Source organism: Amycolatopsis sp. WAC 04197 (assembly GCF_003947475.1).
Classification (GTDB): domain Bacteria; phylum Actinomycetota; class Actinomycetes; order Mycobacteriales; family Pseudonocardiaceae; genus Amycolatopsis; species Amycolatopsis japonica.
The window spans coordinates 417,935-437,238 of record NZ_QHJK01000002.1 but is presented as its reverse complement, the minus strand read 5'-3'; the positions used below and the strand labels follow the sequence as shown (position 1 = coordinate 437,238).

Sequence of the window (19,304 nt, the reverse complement as noted above, 5' to 3'; positions counted from 1 at the left end):
CCCTCAGAATGAATCTGAGGGCACGTGCTGTCAAGATGGAGGGGTGACCGCGTCCCGCCGCTACAGCGGCAAAACCGCCGACGAACGCCGCGCCGAACGACGGCTCGCACTCCTCGGCGCCGCACTGGAGATCTGGCAGGAACAGGGCTGGGCGGCGGTCACCATGCGCGGCGTCTGCGCGCGGGCGAACCTGACCGACCGGTACTTCTACGAGAGCTTCGCCAACCGCGACGCGCTGCTCGCCACCGCCTGGGAACAGGTCCGCGACGAAACCCTGCGGATGGTCCTCGACGCCGTCGCCGCCCGCATCGAGCAACCCGCCCTGGACCAGCTCCGCGCCGCCGTCGACGTCGTCGTGCACCACGTGCAGGAAGAGCCGTCGCGCGCGCAGATCCTGTTCGGCGACCACGCGGGCAGCGCGGTGCTGGAGCAGCTGCGGCGGCAGACCGTCCAGGAGACCACCGGCCTGCTGATCGACCTGGCGCGGCCGCATCTGAAGCCGGACGTGGACGGGCTGGAGTTCCGGGTCAACGTCCTGCTGGGCATCGGCGGCTTCGTCGAGATCATGCTCGCGTGGCGCTCCGGACTGCTCGACGCGGACGCGGACACGCTCGTCGAGCACCTCACGGGAGTGGGCACCTCGCTGTCGCGGATGTTCCTCAAGGGTGACACCAACGGGTGAACTTTGGGTGCGACCCCAGCACTGAGCCGGAAACGAGTCAGGGCCTCATCCGGAGTGTTCCGAATGAGGCCCTGACCTGCGGAGCCGCCTAGGGGAATCGAACCCCTGACCTATTCATTACGAGTGAATCGCTCTGGCCGACTGAGCTAAGGCGGCGGACATCGGGCTCGCACCCGATGACGGAGCCAAGTGTAGCGGAGGCTTGAACGTCACCTTCGAGGGCCACCGTCGTTAAGGTCCTATGACGCCGGTCTCAGTCCCCCAAGATCGGCCCATCCCCACTGGAGGACCTGTTCATGCGGCAACGACTGCCCCGTGTGCTGGCGCTTCCGGCCGCCGCGGCCCTGCTTCTGCTGACCGCGGCTCCGGCGACCGCCCAGACGATCCCGACCACGCCGATCCCCGATCCGGCGAATCCGGGACAGCCGCCGATGTCGGCGCCGATCGGGCCGCAGCCGCTCGGCAAGGCGGTCGGTGACGCGGGGGCGGCGCTCGGTGTGCTGCGGCTGCTGCCGAACGCGGTGCCGACCAGCGCCATCCTGCCCGGCGCGGGCGAGTTGCTGCCGAAGCAGTCCGCGCTCGAAGCGGGCATGGGGCTTTCCAGCGCGCAGGCCAACTCCGAGGCCTACCTGAACTACGAGAAGTCGATCGCGCAGTCGTCGCCGTTCGGCCTGTCCGCCGCCGGCAACGCGCCGCAGACGCCGGGCAGCCTCGTGCAGACGGCGCTGCCGGACAACCCGAAGCCGATCAGCGGCGGCCTCAACGCGCCGAAGAACCCGCTGTTCAACCTCGGCCTGCTCAACGGTGAGGCGCACGCGCGCTGGAGCCCGACGCTCGGGCCGTGCGTCGGCACGATCGCCGATTCGAGCACGTCGATCGCGAACCTCGCGCTGCTGCCGACCATCCCGAACATCCCGGGCGCCGACCAGCTGACCCAGGCCTCCGACCAGCTCAAGGCGGGTCTCTCCGCCCTGGGGCCGCTGGCGAACCTCGGCGGGCTGCTGTCGGGCACCAGCACCAGCGCCGACGGCAAGGGCGCGGTGCTGAGCCTGCCGAACACGCTGTCGTCGCGTTCGGTCGTGCGGCTGGTCGACATCCCCGGCTCGAAGAACAAGGCCGTCGAATCGACGTCGACCCTGCAGGCGGCCAACATCGAAATCCTGAAGGGCACGCCGCTCGGCCTGACGATCAAGGTCGCCAGCCAGCCGACGCTGCGGGTCACCTCGACCGGCGAGAAGAAGACGTCGAAGGTCGAGTACAGCGCCCCGGTGCTGCAGATCGTCCGCGGTGACAAGGTGCTGTTCACCCTCGACGCGAACAACCCGACCAAGGACATCCCGATCGGCATCCCGCTGCCGTCGCTCAAGCAGGTCCCGGGCTTCGACCAGCTGAAGAACGTGCCGGTGATCGGCGGGCTGGCCGAGATGCTGAACGGCGCCACCAAGCAGCTCCCCGGCGGCGAGGCCGGGAACGGGCTCACCCTCGACATCGGGGTGCTGAAGCTGTCGATCGCCGGGCTGAACCAGAAGTCGAGCGACATGACCTCGCCGTTCAAGGGCTTCCAGATGGGTGCCTCGGCGCGACTGCTGGATCTGCAGATCCTGCCGACGACGGCGCTGCAGAAGGCGCTGCCGCCGGACGCCGCGAAGAAGCTGCCTTCGTCGCTGGCGCAGGTGTCGCTCGGTGAGCAGATCGCCCGGGCGTACGCGCCCACCGGTGGTGTCGAGTGCGGGACGGCGACCCCGCCGCCCGCGGGCAACAACGGTGGCGCGGCGCCGAAGGGGCCGGTCAAGAACCTGGCGTACACCAACGCCGCCTACGACACGGTGCCGATGTTCTGGTCGGGTACGGCGATGCTGCTGATCGGCGTCGTTCTCGTGGCCGCCATGCCGGGACGTCGCCGGCTCGCCGTGGCTCCGGCTCCGGTCGCGAAGAAGTCGCCTGGCTTCAAGCCTTCGCCGCGGCCGCGCTCGCTGGACTCGGAGGACTAGACGGGGCGAGGAGGGTGATGAACGGTCCTTTCACGTTCCCGCGTGAGAGGACCGTTCGTACCCCCTGATCGCTCTTCAGCAGTGGGGCCCCGCCGCTTTGACGCGGTGGGGCTCCTTTGCTTTCGGCTCCCCCGAACCCGAAGCGCCTTCACTTACCCACAGCACTTGTCCACAACCATCCCCACCTGTGGACAACTCCCGCCACCAGCCCTTTTCCCCCTCCACCCCCGGTAGACTGGACTCGGGGACGCCCCCCTGGGAAGGGCGGGGGGTGGGGTAGGGAGCGAAGCGCGAATCAGCCCTGGCGCAGGGTGGTGACCATGGCTTCGACGGCGATCCTCGGCTTCACGTTCAGGTCGATCGCCTCGCGGCATTCCAGGACGGCTTCGAGCCGCCGCAGGATCGAGTCCGGCGCCCACGCGGAGGCGGCCTGCGAGATTTCCGAGGCGTGGTCGGGGTGGTTCAGCGTCGCGCCCGCGCCGCTCGCGGTCACGAGCACGTCCCGGTAGAACGCGGCCAGGTCCACCAGCGCGAGATCCAAAGTGTCTCGCTGCGTACGGGTCGCACGGGACTTCTGGCGCTTCTCGAGCTGCTTCACGGCGGCTTCGGCGGCACGTTTCGCCCCGGCGACACCCTTTCCGGTGCCGTCACCGCCCATCGCGGTGCGGAGTTCGGAACGTTCGGCCTCGTCGCGGACCTTGCTCTCCTCACCCGCGTCGGCCTCCGCCGCGCTGATCAGCTGATCGGCGCAAGTGAACACATCGGACGGCCGCCGCAGGCCGAGCGGGATCCGCAGCACCGTCGCCCGCCGCTGCCGCGCCGCCTCGTCGGTCGCGAGCCGCCGCGCGCGGCCGACATGTCCACTGGAGACGGACGCCGCCCACCGCGCGCGTTCGGGATCGATGCCGTCCCGCTCCATCAGCACCTGCGCGATCGCCTCGACCGGCGGCGTCCGCAACGTGACCAGACGGCACCGCGAGCGGATCGTCACCGACACGTCGTCCGGGTGATCCGACGGCGCGCACAGCAGGAACACCGTGCGATCCGGCGGCTCCTCGACGGCCTTCAGCAACGCGTTCGACGCGCCTTCGGTCAGCCTGTCGGAGTCCTCGATGATCACCACCTGCCACTTCCCGGTGGTCGGGCGGCGGGCGGCGGCCTGCACCAGCGAACGCATTTCGGCGACCGAGATCGAAAGGCCTTCCGGCACGACGAGCTTGACGTCCGCGTGCGTCCCGGCCATCACGGTGCGGCAGCCGGGGCACTCGCCACAGCCGGTGCCGGTACTGCACTGCAACGCCGCCGCGAAAACCCGCGCGGCCGTCGAACGCCCCGAACCCGGCGGACCGGTGATCAGCCAGGCATGGGTCATCGCGCCGGGCGCGACGGGCTGATCCTCGATGATCCGAGCGGCCGCCGTCGACGCCGACGAAAGCGTGCGCGCGGCGGGCTCCTGGCCGACGAGCTGCTTCCAGACACCGATCAGCACAGGGGCTTCAGTCACTTCGCTTCGACCTTCTCCTCCGCCGGAGCGAGCCCGGCGAGCCTGCCGACGAGCACCGCGCGGATCGCGGTCCGCACCCGGTCGCCCACTTCGTCCTCGGTACCTTCCGCGTCGACCACGACATACCGGTCCGGGTCGGCGGCGGCCATCTCCGTGAGCAGATGCTGCACCCGCCACTGCGCGTCCAGCGACTCCGACTTCCGCATCACCGTGCCGGGATCGGCGTCGAGCAGGATGGTGATGTCGGGCCGCAGCCTGCCGGTCGCCCAGTCGGCGAGCCCTTCGAGCTCCTGGCTGTCCAGCCCGGCGACCGCGGACAGATGCGCCAGCGGCGAGTCCACGAACCGTTCCATCACCACGACGGAACCGGCGTCGAGCGCGGGCTGGATGTCCCGTTCGACGATGTCCGCCCGCACCGCGGCGGCGGCCAGCGCCTGCGCCCGCGCACCGGACAGCGAAGCGCCGGAGACGAGCTTCGCGAGCCGCTGATCGTCCAGCGCCGGGTCGGCGGCCAGCACGACCGGACGCGTACCCGCGCGCAGCCATTCGGCCAGCCGCGCGGCCTGCGTCTCGGTGTTGATCGCCCGCGTGCCTTCGAGCGCGATCAGGAGCCCGTTCACCCGACGCGGGCTGCGGCGCAAAGCGTTGCGGAGATCGGCGAGGATCGGTTCGGCCCGCCGGTCGTCCATCTGCCGGTACGCGAAGATGCCGGCGAGGAGCGCGAGGATGCCGCCGCCGACCATCACCGGCCGCGTGCCGTCGATCGTGATCGTGCCGCCCCACAGCTCGACCTCGGTCGTCCGGACCGCGCTGATCAGCACCGGCACCAGCACCGTCGAGCCGAACAGCACGATCTTCATCAGCGATTGGTAGATCGCGTTGATCCGGCCGCGGATCGAGTCCTCGATCCGCGAACCGATGATCGTGACACCGGTCAGGAACGCCGTCCCCGCCCAGACACCGACGGCGGCGACCGCGACCAGCGAAACGGCGAGATGCGGCGACAGCGCCACCACGACGAGACACAGCCCCGCGGCGACGATCGAGATCCCGAACAGCCGGTCGTGCGCGAGCCGCCGCGCGAGCTTCGGGGCCACCGCCATACCGGTGGCGAGCCCGAGGAAGACGGCCAGGACGAGCAGGTTGAACGCCGCGTCACCGGCGAGCAGGCTGGACGAGTACGGCTTGGCCGAACCGATCACCGCGCCACCGGCGGCGAAGGCGCCGAAAGCGCCGATCATCAGACCGCGCACCAGCGGCGTCGTCCGCACGAACCGGGCGCCGTCGGCGATCATCTGCCGGAAGCCGAACTTCTCCTCGTCAGCGGGCTTGACCTTGGGCTTCTCGACCGCGTGGACGTTGCGCAGCGACAGCTCGGGGATCCGGGTCGCGATCACGATCGCGCTGGTCAGGTACAGCAGGCCGGTGATGACGACGGCGACCTTGGCGATGCCGAGCTGGGCGTCGCCCTGGAAGAAGTGGAACGTGGTGTTGCTACCGGTGAGCACGGCGTTCGCCCCGGCCGCAGTGATCACCGCGAGGCCGTAGGTCATCACCATGCCGAGCTGGTTGGCCGTCTCGACCTGGTCCGGACGGCGCAGCAGGTTCGGCACCGCCGCGTCCTTCGACGGGATCCACATCATCGAGCAGCAGCCGACCAGGAAGTTGCCGACGAACACCCACCACGGCGTGCCGACGAACGCGATCGACAGCAGGAACCCGCATCGGCCGAGGTCGCAGAGCACCATCACCTTGCGCCGGTCGAAGCGGTCGGCGAGCAGCCCGCCGAGCGGGGCGAACAGCAGCCCCGGCAGCAGCGACGTCAGCACGACCCCGACGAACGCGAAGTTCTGCGCGGCGTAGTTGTCGGTCAGTTTGGTGACCAGCCCGGTCAGCGTGAGGAGGTTCAGCCAGTCCGCGACGCTGCACAGATAAGAGACGCCCCAGATCCGGCGGAACGGCTTGATCGCCAGCACCCGCCGCACCCGGTGCATGGTGGAAGCGTCACGTCCCGACGGACCACTCGTGCCCGCCTCGGGCACCGACTGCACGCCCTCGCTGATACGCCCACCCCACTAGTCACGCGGCGCCGGGGTTGCGACCCGGGTCAACACCGGGTACCCCGACCGTAGGGCCAGGGTATCCCGATGGGTGACGTCTGGACGGACGGCCCCGTCCGGCGGTATCCGCCGGACGGGTTACCCGAAGATCCCCGCGATGCTGTTGAACAGGCTCGCGAGCAGCTGGATGGCGAGCACCGCGAAGACGATCATGAGGGCGATCGCGATCATCACGCCGGCGGTGTTCGACGACGGTTTGCCGAGCCTCGGCATCTGCATGGAACGCTTGGCGCGCCGTACTTCGACCTCGGCCTCCTCGTCGACCTCGACCGGCTCTTCCGGCTTCAACCGACGGGGCTGGCGGATCAGCTGGGACGGCCTCGACGGCCAGGTTCGCTGCTGGGGCAGGATCCCGATCGGCGCAGCGCCTTGCTCACCCACCGTGCTGACGATCTTGGCGGGCGACTGGGCCGCGGTCTGCTCCGCGCCCGGGCTTTCCGCGGGCTGGTCGTCCGCGAGCATGGCCGCGCTGACCATCCTGCTCACCACTTCGGGGTCGTGCTGGACCGGTCCCGGCACCTGCACGTGGACGTCGTCGGCTCCCGCCGAGGGATCGGATTGGGCCGTCGTGCCGGTCGTGACCAGCCCGGACAGCGGGTCGGCGAACGTGTCGCCCGGAGGATCTGCCTGAGTGCCATCGCCTTTCACGAAGTCGGGGGCATCGAAGAAGGGAGTTCCGCCCTTCCCGCTCATGGTGACCACCTCACTACGGAATGTCCTCTGCTTCCAGGGTAACCACCTCGGCCCGCCGCACATCCGCCCAATGGGCCAGATAAATGTCACGCGCCGCGAGGCTGATCTTCACATCCTCCAGCAAAGGTTCGAAGAAAGAACGCCGGTACCGGGCATCCGTCGCGGTCGATGCGGCGAAGTACAAACCGGAGAAAACGGCGAGGAAGACGGAGACGTTGACGAGCGCGGAACTCACCGGAAGGGGGACACCCAGCAGTGTCCCCGGCGCCGATTCACGGCCGGCGAACTCCGTCACGACCTCCGGGCTGAGGATCAGCACCCCGAACACGACGAAGAACGCGAACACCAGCACCCCGAACGCCACGATCTGCACCGCTTGGGCGAAGAACAGCACCAGGGCGATGTTCAGCCGCTCGGTCTTCGTCAGCGCGCGCCTGCCGGGTGGCTGGGTGTCGTCGTCGAACGGCGTGCCGCGCAGGACGGCCGCGCCGGGCTCCACGGTCCAGGACTTCAGCTCCTTGATCTCGTCGGACAGCATCGACGCCAGGAACACGGCGCCGATCAGCACGAGGAAGCCGACCACCAGCCACAACCGGCCGGGGGTCAGCCGTTCCACCGCCTGCCACAGCTCGGCGGTGAAGAAGCTGAACATCACCACCAGCAGGAGCAGCGGCAACGCCCGCGACGCGAGCGTGCCGATGGCCCTGACCTGGGCGACCGCGCTCCGTGCCGCCCAGGTGAGGATCGAGCCGACGCCGATCCGGACCAGGAACATCAGCACGGCCAGCGCGACCAGGTTGGTGAGTATGGCGACCCACAACGGGTTGTCCCACGACACCAGCCCGGTTAGCCGCTCGCCGACCGGCAGCACGAGCAGCCAGAAGCCGATCGTCGCCGCCATGACGGCCAACCGGACTCTGGTGCGGCTCAACACGCGAAGCAGCTTCGCCATCAGCCGTCCGGCGATCACCGGCACCACGACCACGGCGAACGTCAGCGCCAGCACACCGAGCACGTAGCCGACGCCACTGCTGCGCATCCGGGCCGCGAGCACGTCCTCGGGGACGTCGAGCAGCTTCAGCAACGCGGCCAGCAGCAGGTCGAGCAGGCACAGGAACACCAGCCCCGGCGTGGACCGGCGCAACATGCCGGCCCCGCGCCTCCTCCGGTGGATGACCATCGGCAGCCCTCGCCGCCGGAACCACGCGTCGGCCGCGCGCCGGTCCAGGTCCATGCCCGCCCTCCCCAGTCGTCATCGCCCAAGGCGGCTACGTCCGGCTCAAGTCCACCGCCTCGTGCAGCCAGCCCGCCAGTGCCCGGCGGTCCATTCCACCGAACATCAGCCACCCTTCGGAAGGGGCGGCGTACAACACGAACCTCCCCAAATCGTTGTCGACGATCACGAACCCGTAGTCCGGGTACTCGGCGTTCAGCCCGCCGAAGGCGACCAGATCGAGGATCGCCGTGCCGGTGCGCGTACGGCTCAGCGTGTCGGCGACCAGCCCGACCTCTTCCTCCTGGCCGGGCAGCGGCACGCCGTGCTCGTCGATCCTGATGCGCATCGGCTCGGTCTCCCCGGCGGGGACGTGCGGGAGCCCGCCGAAGACCCGGGCTCCCAGCTCGCCGAAATCGCTGAGGCTGAACGTGGTCCGCCGCCCCGACCGCATCCGCCAGACGACCGCCTGATGCCCGTCTCCGTAGCAATCGACGCGCACCGAGCGCGGCGCGGACGCGAAGACGCCGGTGAGGACGCCTCGGACCGAACCGCGCAGCATCACGCCGTGCATCTGGACCGCGGCCGGATGGATCTCGCCGTTCTCCATCAGCCCGGCCTCTTCGAGCATCGCCGCCTTGGCCGCGTACCGCTCGGCCTGGGTGACGAGATCCGCCGGCTCGTCGTAGGACGGGCACAGGCGGCGGATCTCGTCGTCGGTGATCTCCGGGTCGTAGCCCAGGTACACGCTCCGCCGCTCGGGCACCGCGCGCAGCACCGGCTCGGCGGCGCGCCTCATCAGTTCCTTCACGGTCGCCGGTTCACGCATGGTTCTGCACCGCCTTCACGATCCATTGCTCGGCCGTCGACCGGCTGGCCGGGCCCCAGGTGAGCGTCCAGCGGCCGTCGCCGTCCATCGCCGCGCTGAACTGGTACCGGCCGAGGTCGTTGTCCACCAGGCCGAACGCGCCGTGCGGGTACTCGGCGAGGATGGAGTTCCGCACCGCGAGATCGACGAGGACCGTGCCGTGCCGCGGCCGCGAAGCGCCTTCACGGATCACCTCGACGGCCTCGCGGGCCCGCAGCGGGATCAGCCCACCCGCGTCCGTCACGATGCGCACGGTCTCGCCGGTGCCCGGCGGATGGTCGGGCAGCCCGTCGAACACCCAGCCCGGCAGCGCGCTGAGGAAACCGGACCGCAGCCGCGCCCGCCTGCCGAGCTTGTTCAGCACCGTGGTGTAGTCCTCGTCGCCGAAGAACCGGACCTCCCACGGCTCCGGACGCGACGGGAACACGCCGGTCACCACGCCGCGGATGAACCCGCCGCGCAGCGCGCGATACAGCCCGACGGCCTCGGGCGTGACCTCACCGCCGGGGGCCAGCCCGATGGTCGCCATCCCGCTCACGAACCGGGTGTACTGCTCCACCTCCTCGGCCAGGGTGAGCCCTGGAGTCGGCTCCTCGTCGGCCAGCACCGGCGGCACGGCGAGCTCCGGGTCGTAGAACTCCATCACCGAGGGACGCTCCGGAACCTCGGCTGCCAGCGGGGCGATGACCTCGTCGATGACGTCGAAGACAGCGGTCGTTGAAATGCTCACCTGACCATTGAACACCCTGGTACCGACAATTTTTAGAACTTTTGTTCGAACGGGTGAGGTGGTTCGGCGAGCGGTCGGTGAGCGGTCGTCCGGCCCCTCGAAGACCGGTTCAAAGTCCCTCGATGAGGATCAGGAGACCGATGCCGATCAGGACGACCGGGAGCACGACGTGGCCCCAACGCGACAGGGCGCGGGCGACCACCGGCCTCGTCGCGAAGAACCGGCCGATCGCGCACCAGACCGCGACGAGGACCAGGAAGACGACGGCGTAGCCGACGAGCGCGCCCGTCCCGGTATTGGCGAACACCGGGACGTAGACGCCGATGTTGTCGCCCCCGTTGGCGAAGGTGACCCCGGCGACGCCGAGTAGCGAGGGACCTTTGCTCACGGTCGCCTCGTCCTCGGCGTGACGATCGCGCCAAGCGAGCCAGGCCGCGCGGAGGCCGAGCAGGATCGGCAACAGGCCGAGATACGGGATCACCGAGGGCGGCAGGAGTCCCGCGCCGAGCGCTCCGGCGATCGACGCGCCCAGGATCCCGGCGAAGCCGAGGTACTGGCCGAAGACGACCTTCGCGGCGTCGCGGCGTCCGGCCGCTTGGGCGAAGAAGAGCGACAGGATCAGGATGTCGTCGACGTTGGTGACCGCGAACATCCCGACGGCCTGCGCGACCTGACCCGGCTCCACTCACGTCCCCTCAGTGGTCACCCCGATGCAAGGAACGGTCCTTTCCTTGCGAAATTTGCAAGGAAAGGACCGTTCATAGCGTTTGAAGGGAGCTACTTCGTCTTCGTGGCCGTCGAGCGCGTCGAAGGCTTCTTCGCCGCCGCGGTCTTGGTCGCGGTCGTCTTGGTAGCGGTGGTCTTCTTGGCCGCGGTCGTCTTCGTGGCCGCCGTCTTCCGCGCCGGAGCCTTGCGCTTGGGCGCCGGGCCCTTCGCGCGCTTCTCCGCCAGCAGTTCGGCGGCGCGCTCGGCGGTCAGCTCCTCGATGCTGTCCGACTTCCGCAGCGTCGCGTTGTACTCGCCATCGGTCACGTACGGACCGAAGCGCCCGTCCTTGACCACCATCGGCTTACCCGACACCGGGTCGTCGCCCAGTTCCTTCAGCGGCGGCTTCGCGGTCGCCGACCGGCCACGCTGCTTCGGCTCCGAGTAGATCTTCAGCGCCTCTTCGAGCGTGATCGAGAACAGCTGGTCCTCGGTGGTGAGCGAACGCGAGTCCGTGCCCTTCTTCAGGTACGGCCCGTAGCGCCCGTTCTGCGCGGTGATCTCGTCACCGGATTCCGGGTCCTTGCCGACCACGCGCGGCAGCGAAAGCAGCTTCAGCGCGTCTTCGAGCGTCATCGTCTCGATCGACATCGACTTGAACAGCGAACCCGTCCGCGGCTTCGGCTGCTTCGCCTTCGCGGCCTTCTTCTGCGCGGCGGTCGCGCCTTCGGGCAGCGGCTCCGGCTCGGGCAGGAGCTCGGTGACGTACGGGCCGAAGCGGCCTTCCTTCGCAACGATCTCGTGTCCGCTGACCGGGTCCTTGCCGAGCACGCGGCCTTCCTGCGGCGTCGCGAACAGCTTCTCCGCGATCTCCTTGGTCAGCTCGTCCGGCGGCAGGTCCTCGGGCAGGTTCGCCCGCTGCGACGTCCCGTCCACCTCGCGCTCGAGGTACGGGCCGTAGCGGCCGACGCGCACGACGACGGTGTGCCCGTCGGCGTCGCTGAACAGCGGGATCGAGTTGATCTCGCGGGCGTCGATGTCCTCGACGCCCGAGCCGACCAGCTTCTTCAGCCCGCCGAGACGGCCGACGGAACCGTCGACGCCCATGTCACCACCGAAGTAGAACTTCGACAGCCATTGCGTCCGGTGCTCGTCACCGGCGGCGATGCGGTCGAGCTCGTCCTCCATGCCGGCGGTGAAGTCGTAGTCGACCAGCCGCTCGAAATGCCGCTCCATCAGGCCGATCACGGCGAACGCGACCCAGGAGGGCACCAGCGCGGAACCCTTCTTCCACACGTAGCCGCGGTCCTGGATGGTCTTGATGATCGACGCGTACGTCGACGGGCGGCCGATGCCCAGCTCTTCGAGCTTGCTGACCAGGCTCGGCTCCGAGTAGCGCGCCGGCGGCGACGTGGTGTGCCCGTCCGGGCTCAGCTCGGTCGCGGTCAGCGCCTGGTCCTTGACCAGCTGCGGCAAACGGCTCTGCTTGTCGTCCGCCTCGCCACCGCTCTCGGTGTCGACGGCCTCGACGTACGCCTTGAGGAACCCGGCGAAGGTGATCGTGCGGCCCGACGAGGCGAACGTGCACTCCTCGCCGCTGGTGGCCGTGCCGACGATGCGCACCGACATCGTGGTGCCCTTCGCGTCCGCCATCTGCGACGCGATCGTGCGCTGCCAGATCATCTCGTAAAGGCGGTACTCATCGGTGTCCAGATCCTTCGCGACCTGGCCCGGCGTGCGGAAGACCTCACCCGAAGGACGGATCGCCTCGTGGGCTTCCTGCGCGTTCTTCACCTTGCGGGTGTACTGGCGCGGCGACGGCGAGACGTATTCCTTGCCGTACAGCTGGGTCGCCTGGCTGCGCGCCGCCGAGATCGCCGACTCCGACAGCGTCGTGGAGTCGGTACGCATATAAGTGATGTACCCGTTCTCGTACAGCTTCTGCGCGATCCGCATGGTGCGCTCGGAGGTGAACCGCAGCTTGCGGCCGGCCTCCTGCTGCAGGGTCGAGGTCATGAAGGGCGCGTACGGCTTGCGCGTGTACGGCTTCTCCTCGACGCTCGCGACCTTGAAGTCGCGGTTCTTCAGTGCCTCGGCGAGCCGGACGGCGTCGGCCTCGGCCAGCACGCGGATCTCGTTGTTCGAGGCCTTGAGCTGTCCGTCCGAGCCGAAGTCACGGCCGGTGGCCAGCCGGGCGCCGTCGACGGCGATCATCCTGGCCGGGAAGTTGCGGGGGGACGCCTCGGCGCCGGCGTCCATCGTCGCGGAGATGTCCCAGTACGACGCCGAGGTGAAGCGCATGCGCTCGCGCTCCCGCTCGACCACGATCCTGGTCGCCACCGACTGCACGCGGCCCGCCGACAGCTTCGGCATGACCTTCTTCCACAGCACGGGCGAGACCTCGTAGCCGTAGAGCCGGTCCAGGATGCGGCGGGTCTCCTGCGCGTCGACGAGGTCCCCGTCGAGCTCACGGGTGCTGTCGGCCGCCGCGCGGATCGCCTGCTCGGTGACCTCGTGGAAGACCATCCGGCGCACCGGGACCTTCGGCTTGAGGGTCTCCAGGAGATGCCACGCGATGGCCTCGCCCTCGCGGTCGGGGTCCGTGGCGAGGTAGAGCTCGTCGACGTCCTTCAGCAGGCCCTTCAGCTCCGTGACCTTGGACTTCTTGTCCGGCGTGACGACGTAGAGCGCCTTGAAGTCATTGTCGACGTCGACACCCAGCCGCGCCCACGACTCGCCCTTGTACTGGGCGGGCACGTCGGCCGCGCCGCGGGGAAGGTCGCGGATGTGTCCGACGGAGGACTCCACGACGTAGTTACCGCCGAGGTACGGGGCGATCTTGCGGGCCTTGGTCGGCGACTCGACGATCACCAGCCGACGACGGCCCGCGCCGTCGTCCGACGCCGCGGTCTTCTTCGTCCGTGCTCCTGCCACGCTGTCCTGCTCTCCGCTCATCTTCGGCGCCTTCGCGCCGCCTCTCGACCCGTCAGTGTGCACGCTCGCACCGCCTGGACCACGGCTAGGTGGCGCAACACGCCGCCGATCGTGTGTCCAGCGCATCGCCGCTGACCTCGTCGATGTTTCCTTTCAACACCTAGCACGTGATGTCGGACACGTCCGCCTGGGGTCCCGCGTGACGGGGTGAACACCCTCCGTTCGACGGTGGTGACACCGTGGCCGCCAACGCTTCACTTGATGTCCACGCCGACCCGAAAGGACTCCACGTGACCCGACGACTCCTCGGCACCCTGTTCGCCATGCTGACCGCGTCCGCCCTGGTCGGAACCGCACCGGCGGAAGCGGCCACGACCACCTTCGCCGGAACGGTGGCGTTGTCGAACTGCTCCGGGTCGGTGGTCAAACCGCCCGAGGCGAGCCTCGACGACCCCGCCCTCGTCCTTTCCAACGGGCATTGCCTGCAAGAAGGTTTCCCGGACCCCGGGGAAGTAATCGTCAACAAGGCCTCGTCACGGACGTTCAGCCTGCTGTCCAAGGACGGCCGCTCGTCACTGGGCACGCTCAAGGCGAAGAAGCTGCTCTACGCCACGATGACCGACACCGACGTCTCGCTCTACCAGCTCAACACCAGCTACGCCAAGATCAAGTCGACGTACGGTATCGCCCCGCTGACGCTCTCGCCCACCCGTCCGTCCGCGGGTATCGCGATGGACGTGGTCTCGGGATATTGGAAGAAGATCTACTCCTGCAACATCGACGGCTTCGTCCACGAGCTGCACGAGGCGGACTGGGTCTGGAAGGACTCGATCCGGTACACCTCGGCGTGCAAGACGATCGGCGGGACCTCGGGGTCGCCCATCATCGAGACCTCGACCGGGAAGGTCGTCGGCGTCAACAACACCGGCAACGAAAGCGGCCAGCGGTGCACGATGAACAACCCGTGCGAGGTCGACGCGGCCGGGAACGTGACCGTGCGGCAGGGCATCAACTACGGGGAGCAGACCTACCAGCTGACCTCCTGCCTTTCGCACAGTGAACTCGACCTCGCGAACCCGAACTGCCGGGCGCCGAAACCCTGACCCTTCCTCCCCTCACCGGCTGCCATGAAAGGTCCTTTCCTTGCGAAATTTGCAAGGAAAGGACCTTTCATGGCGTTCCCGGCGAGTTCCGGGTCGGGTGGAGCGTGAGAGAAGGCGTAACTCGCGTGATCAGGGACGTGATTCGCGTGACTGGACGCCGCACTCGGGAGTTCCGCCCCTGATCACGCGGGTTCCGCCTTCGATCACGTGAGTGCGGCCTCACGACCCACGCGACCGAGAGCGTCAGACGGCGCGCACCACCGGCACCAGGCTCGGCCAGGCGGGCTCGGCACCCGCGGGCGCGTCCCCGATCAGCTCGAGGACGTGCGCCAGCCGTCGCCGTCCGGTGACCCGGAGCAGCGCTTCTTCCCCCTTCTGCGCTTTGGCGGGCACGCCCAGCCGCGCCAGCGCCGTGATCAGCAGCTCGTGCGTCTCCGGCGCCGCCGGATCCAGCGCGAGCAGGTAGCCGTTGCCCTGGGGACTACCCGCCGCCAGCGCCCACATCCTCAACATGGCCCCGTCGAGCCGGAAGCCTTCCGGCAGGACCTTCTCTTCACCACGGTTCCACCGCCGCTCCAGCGGCAGCAGATCGACCCGGAACGGCGTTCTCACGAGCGGCCGCCCGCACTCGGCGGCCGAGACCTGCGCCTGGACGCCGCGGCGACGGCATTCCCTGGCGAGGGCACCCGCTCGCCAGGGCTCGTCGACCACGGCGGACAGCCGCCCGGCCGTCCGCCCGAAGCCCGTCATCCGCCCGGGCCCGCACAGCACTCCGGCGAGGTCGGCGAGCACCGGCCCGCTCGCCTCCGCCGAGAAGAGCGAGATCGTCCCGTCCACCCGGACAGAATAGAACACAAGTTCGACTGATGGCCAGTGATCGGCCGATGACTCAGCGAGGTTGTTTCACCAATTCCTGGCAAACCGGGATCCGGCTGCTCGCCGCGGCGAGCTGAGGGACGTCGTTAAGGCCCCTGAGGAGGTCAAGGCGGTCCAGTTCGTCGAGCGAGGTCCTGGCGTCACGAAGCGCGGTTTTCGTCGCCTCGGGGTCGGCTGAGGAGTCGAGACGCTGGCGGACGTCGTCAGCGCGGGCGCGGATGCCGCCGAGCTGAGCGACGGCGGCCGCGCGTGAGGAGTCCCCGCCGGCGACCGGTGCCGGGCCGAGGTTCTCGAGCGCGGCGGAAGTGCGGTCCAGCCCTTCGACCACCGAGAGCATCAGCTCGCTGGAGGTACGCGAGGCCTGCTGAGGCGTGCTCGGATCGACGCTGGGCAGCGCCGCCAGCGTCCGGACGAGTCCGCCCGCCGCGCCGCAGTACGCCTCCGCCCAGGCGGAGGTGGGGTCGGCCTCCGACGCGCTGACCGTCGCGAGACCTTCTTGTCTGGCGTGGGAAGTCACCGCGGGCTGCTGCCCGCACCCGGCGAGGCCGAGTCCGATACCTGTTGCTAGCGCGGCAAGGACGGTGAACCGCGGCCGCACGAAAACACCTCCCGACCTGACGACTTCCCGGCTGGCCCCGACGGTACCGATACCGGGGGGCAATGCAAATCAACGTGGCGGAAAGAACGGTCAAGAAGGCAGCTTTCCGCAGTTCGGGGCCTGCGCTGCCAGTGTTTTCACCGAAACGTTCGTTTCCAGCTGCTGGAACGGGTCGGGCATGTCGTTCATGTGGGAACCGATTCGCCGGAAGGCGGCCCCCGCGGCCACCACGGCGTTCTTGTCGTCCTTCGGCGCGGCGTCGAGTGCCGCCTTCGCGGCGAGCACCTCGTCCCGGATCGGTGTCAGCGCTTCGATGATGCTCTTGCGCGCCGCGTCGGCCTCCGCGCTCGGTGCCTGGCCGAGCTTTCCCAGGCCGTTGACCGCGTTGTCGAAACCGGGCGCGAACACCCCGAAGGCGTCGTCCATCACCTTCCGCGCGCTGGCGACGTCGTTCTGTTCGAAGTCGGGCATCGTGAAATCGCCGATCTTGGCGAAGTCGATCAGCGAACCGCAGAAATCGTTCATCCAGGCGGTCCCCGCCACCGGAGCGGGAGAAGCCGTCCGCTCGGCGCCACCGCAGCCCGCCAGCAGGATTCCGGCGGCGAACAGGACGACCGAACGCCTCATGACAGGAACTCCCCCGAATCGGATCGGCGTGACGCGCAGAGATTAGCCCGCCCCGGACAGCCGTCGGGCCCGCCACGGGAAATCGTGGCGGGCCCGGCGGGGGAAACTGTTCGGTGTTACGCCTTCGCTTCCGCAGGAGTGTCGGAAAGAACCGACTCGCGGCGCTTGGAGACCACGATCGCCGCGACGATGATCGCGACGGCGACCAGCGAGATCGCGATGCGGATGCCGACGTTGGCGTCCGCGCCGATCGAGAACTGCACGATCGCCGGGGCGATCAGCACCGACACCAGGTTCATCACCTTGATCAACGGGTTGATCGCGGGACCGGCGGTGTCCTTGAACGGGTCGCCCACGGTGTCACCGATGATGGTGGCCTCGTGCGCGTCCGATCCCTTGCCGCCGTGGTTTCCGTCCTCCACGAGCTTCTTCGCGTTGTCCCAGGCGCCACCGGAGTTGGCGAGGAAGATCGCCATCAGGGTGCCGGTCGCGATCGCACCGGCCAGGTAGCCGGCGAGCGCGCCGGTGCCGAGGCCGAAACCGACCGCGATGGGGGCGAAGACCGCGAGCAGACCGGGCGTGGTCAGCTCACGCAGCGAATCGCGCGTGACGATGTCGACGACCCGGCCGTACTCGGGACGGGTGGTGCCCTCCATGATCCCCGGGATGTCGCGGAACTGGCGGCGCACTTCGTAGACGACCGCGCCGGCGGCACGGGACACCGCGTTGACCGCGAGACCGGAGAACAGGAACACGACCGCCGCGCCGACGATCACGCCGACGAGGGTGTTCGGGCTGACCACCGTGTTCACGAAGAAGTTCAGCGTCGACATGCTGGCTTCCGCGGCTTCCGGGATCGACTTCAGCGCCTTGCTGATCGCGTCCTGGTAGGACCCGAACAACGCCGTCGCCGCGAGGACCGCCGTGGCGATCGCGATGCCCTTGGTGATGGCCTTGGTGGTGTTGCCGACCGCGTCGAGCTCGGTGAGGATCTGCGCGGCGTCTTCGTCGACGTCGCCCGACATCTCCGCGATGCCCTGCGCGTTGTCCGAAACCGGGCCGAAGGTGTCCATCGCGACGATGACGCCGACGGTGGTGAGCAGACCGGTACCGGCCAGCGCCACGGCGAACAGCGCGACGCCGCCACCGAGCAGGTACGCGCCGAACACCGCCGCGCCGATGACCAGCGCGGTGTACACAGCGGACTCGAAACCGACCGAGATACCGGCCAGGATCACCGTCGCCGCACCGGTTTGCGAAGACTTGCCGACCTCCTTGACCGGCTTGTGCTCGGTGCCGGTGTAGTACCCGGTGAGCTTGAGGATGACCGCCGCGAGCACGATGCCGATGATGACCGAGACGGTCGCGATGACCGCCGGATTCCCGGACTCGTTGGTGGCGCCACCGGTCAGCTCGGAGAACGAACCGGGCAGGTAGACGAACGCCGCGATCGTCGAGAGCACCGCGGAAATACCGGCGGAGATGTAGAAGGAGCGGTTGATCGTGACCAGACCGCCTTCGCCCGCCTTGGCCTTGGTGATGTAGACACCGATGACCGCGGTGATCACGCCGATGGCGGGAACGATGAGCGGGAAGATCAGGCCGTGCACGCCGAAGGCGGTGCTACCCAGGATCAGCGCCGCCACGAGCATGACCGCGTACGACTCGAAGAGGTCCGCCGCCATCCCGGCGCAGTCGCCCACGTTGTCACCGACGTTGTCGGCGATGGTGGCCGCGTTGCGCGGGTCGTCCTCGGGGATGCCCTGCTCGACCTTGCCGACCAGGTCCGCGCCGACGTCGGCGGCCTTCGTGAAGATACCGCCGCCGACACGCATGAACATCGCGATCAGCGCGGCACCGAAACCGAAGCCCTCCAACACCTTCGGGGCCTGTCCGGTGTAGACGAGGACGACCACCGCGGCGCCGAAGAGGCCGAGCCCGACGGTGATCATGCCGACCACGCCACCGGTGCGGAAGGCCACGCGCATCGCCTTTTCGCGACCGCCTTCCTCCCGCGAAGCGGCCGCGACGCGCAGGTTCGCCTGCGTCGCCAGCCACATGCCGAGATAGCCGATCGCGAAGGAGAACGCCGCGCCGACCAGGAAGAAGATCGACCTGCCGATCTTTTCGTTCCAGTCATCGGCCGGCAAGGCGAAGAGCAGTACGAACACGATCGCACCGAAGATCGCGAGGGTGTTGCGCTGCCGTTTCAGATAGGCAGCCGCGCCTTCCTGCACTGCCTTCGCGATGTCCTGCATCTTGGTGGTGCCCTGGCCCGCGGCCAGCACCTCCTTGAGCAGAACGTAGCCGATGACCAGTGCGGCAAGGGCGACCACGGCGATCACACCGACGATGGTGTAACCACCTCCGGAGAGCGTGAGTTCGCCCTCCGCGAGGAACTGCCGGGACATTCGTCCTCCTGGAGACGTCGCCGTTGGCCAACGACGATCCGCCGATGGAACCGGCGTGCCGACGCTGGCATGGGATCTGAGCCGAATGTCACGCTAGTCGCACTGCAAGGTACGTCTCACATGACGCTCGCCACAGACGGTGTGGATTGCGGGAGTGTATTGGTAGTGGGATGGCGGACGGCAAGGCGTCCCTGCCACCACACGTTCCGTTACCTTGTGAGGCTGGTCACTTTATCGATCATCGAGCCT

The 19,304-nt window shown here is 68.7% G+C and carries 15 protein-coding genes and 1 tRNA gene; 3 read left to right on the top strand and 13 right to left on the bottom strand.

Annotated elements, in window-relative coordinates; all coding sequences use genetic code 11:
- Positions 1–43: 43 nt before the first annotated feature.
- Positions 44–682, top strand: coding sequence for a TetR/AcrR family transcriptional regulator (locus DMC64_RS09235; RefSeq protein WP_016337801.1), 639 nt, complete (start codon positions 44–46; stop codon positions 680–682).
- A gap of 82 nt (positions 683–764) precedes the next feature.
- Here the strand turns inward: DMC64_RS09235 and DMC64_RS09230 are convergent.
- Positions 765–838: transfer RNA gene (locus tag DMC64_RS09230), tRNA-Thr, on the bottom strand.
- A 140-nt stretch (positions 839–978) separates the two neighbouring features.
- On the opposite strand from DMC64_RS09230, the gene DMC64_RS09225 reads away from it, so the two are divergent.
- Positions 979–2,673 carry a hypothetical protein gene (locus tag DMC64_RS09225; RefSeq protein ID WP_125733193.1) on the top strand — a complete coding sequence of 565 codons (1,695 nt, stop codon included), beginning with the start codon at positions 979–981 and terminating at the stop codon, positions 2,671–2,673.
- A 295-nt stretch (positions 2,674–2,968) separates the two neighbouring features.
- Here DMC64_RS09225 and DMC64_RS09220 read toward each other — a convergent pair whose 3' ends face one another.
- From DMC64_RS09220 to topA, 8 genes are all read right to left on the bottom strand, one after another.
- Positions 2,969–4,177 carry a DNA polymerase III subunit delta' gene (locus tag DMC64_RS09220; RefSeq protein WP_125733192.1) on the bottom strand — a complete coding sequence of 403 codons (1,209 nt, stop codon included), beginning with the start codon at positions 4,175–4,177 and terminating at the stop codon, positions 2,969–2,971.
- Positions 4,174–6,228 (bottom strand): dTMP kinase, encoded by a 2,055-nt coding sequence (locus DMC64_RS09215; protein ID WP_125733191.1) that lies wholly within the window; start codon positions 6,226–6,228, stop codon positions 4,174–4,176. The genes DMC64_RS09220 and DMC64_RS09215 overlap by 4 nt, the downstream gene beginning before the upstream one ends.
- A 147-nt stretch (positions 6,229–6,375) precedes the next feature.
- Positions 6,376–6,990 (bottom strand): hypothetical protein, encoded by a 615-nt coding sequence (locus DMC64_RS09210; RefSeq protein ID WP_233629605.1) that lies wholly within the window; start codon positions 6,988–6,990, stop codon positions 6,376–6,378.
- A 13-nt stretch (positions 6,991–7,003) separates the two neighbouring features.
- A complete protein-coding gene (locus DMC64_RS09205; protein ID WP_125733189.1) occupies positions 7,004–8,224 on the bottom strand; it encodes a hypothetical protein in 1,221 nt (406 codons plus the stop codon).
- Between the two features lie 34 nt (positions 8,225–8,258).
- Entirely contained in the window at positions 8,259–9,032 is a 774-nt protein-coding gene (locus tag DMC64_RS09200; protein WP_125733188.1) for an ESX secretion-associated protein EspG, read from the bottom strand.
- A complete protein-coding gene (locus DMC64_RS09195) occupies positions 9,025–9,816 on the bottom strand; it encodes an ESX secretion-associated protein EspG (protein ID WP_125733187.1) in 792 nt (263 codons plus the stop codon). Before DMC64_RS09195 ends, DMC64_RS09200 begins: the two co-directional genes overlap by 8 nt.
- Before the next feature lie 94 nt (positions 9,817–9,910).
- Complete coding sequence (locus DMC64_RS09190; RefSeq protein ID WP_125733186.1) at positions 9,911–10,486, bottom strand: cadmium resistance transporter; 576 nt, start codon at positions 10,484–10,486, stop codon at positions 9,911–9,913.
- A 92-nt stretch (positions 10,487–10,578) separates the two neighbouring features.
- Complete coding sequence (topA, locus tag DMC64_RS09185) at positions 10,579–13,461, bottom strand: type I DNA topoisomerase (protein WP_199754941.1); 2,883 nt, start codon at positions 13,459–13,461, stop codon at positions 10,579–10,581.
- Positions 13,462–13,730: 269 nt separating this feature from the next.
- On the opposite strand from topA, the gene DMC64_RS09180 reads away from it, so the two are divergent.
- Positions 13,731–14,543, top strand: a complete 813-nt coding sequence (locus tag DMC64_RS09180) for a serine protease (protein ID WP_125733185.1) — start codon at positions 13,731–13,733, stop codon at positions 14,541–14,543.
- Between the two features lie 243 nt (positions 14,544–14,786).
- Here DMC64_RS09180 and DMC64_RS09175 read toward each other — a convergent pair whose 3' ends face one another.
- From DMC64_RS09175 to DMC64_RS09160, 4 genes are all read right to left on the bottom strand, one after another.
- The gene (locus tag DMC64_RS09175) at positions 14,787–15,398 is read right to left on the bottom strand and encodes a hypothetical protein (protein WP_125733184.1); all 612 of its coding nucleotides are present in this window, start codon (positions 15,396–15,398) and stop codon (positions 14,787–14,789) included.
- Positions 15,399–15,432: 34 nt separating this feature from the next.
- On the bottom strand, positions 15,433–16,017 hold the full coding sequence (locus DMC64_RS09170) for a hypothetical protein (RefSeq protein WP_037335133.1): 585 nt from the start codon (positions 16,015–16,017) through the stop codon (positions 15,433–15,435).
- Positions 16,018–16,107: 90 nt separating this feature from the next.
- Positions 16,108–16,644 (bottom strand): hypothetical protein, encoded by a 537-nt coding sequence (locus tag DMC64_RS09165; RefSeq protein ID WP_233629604.1) that lies wholly within the window; start codon positions 16,642–16,644, stop codon positions 16,108–16,110.
- Positions 16,645–16,760: 116 nt separating this feature from the next.
- Positions 16,761–19,055 (bottom strand): sodium-translocating pyrophosphatase, encoded by a 2,295-nt coding sequence (locus DMC64_RS09160; protein ID WP_037335130.1) that lies wholly within the window; start codon positions 19,053–19,055, stop codon positions 16,761–16,763.
- Between the last annotated feature and the right edge of the window lie 249 nt (positions 19,056–19,304).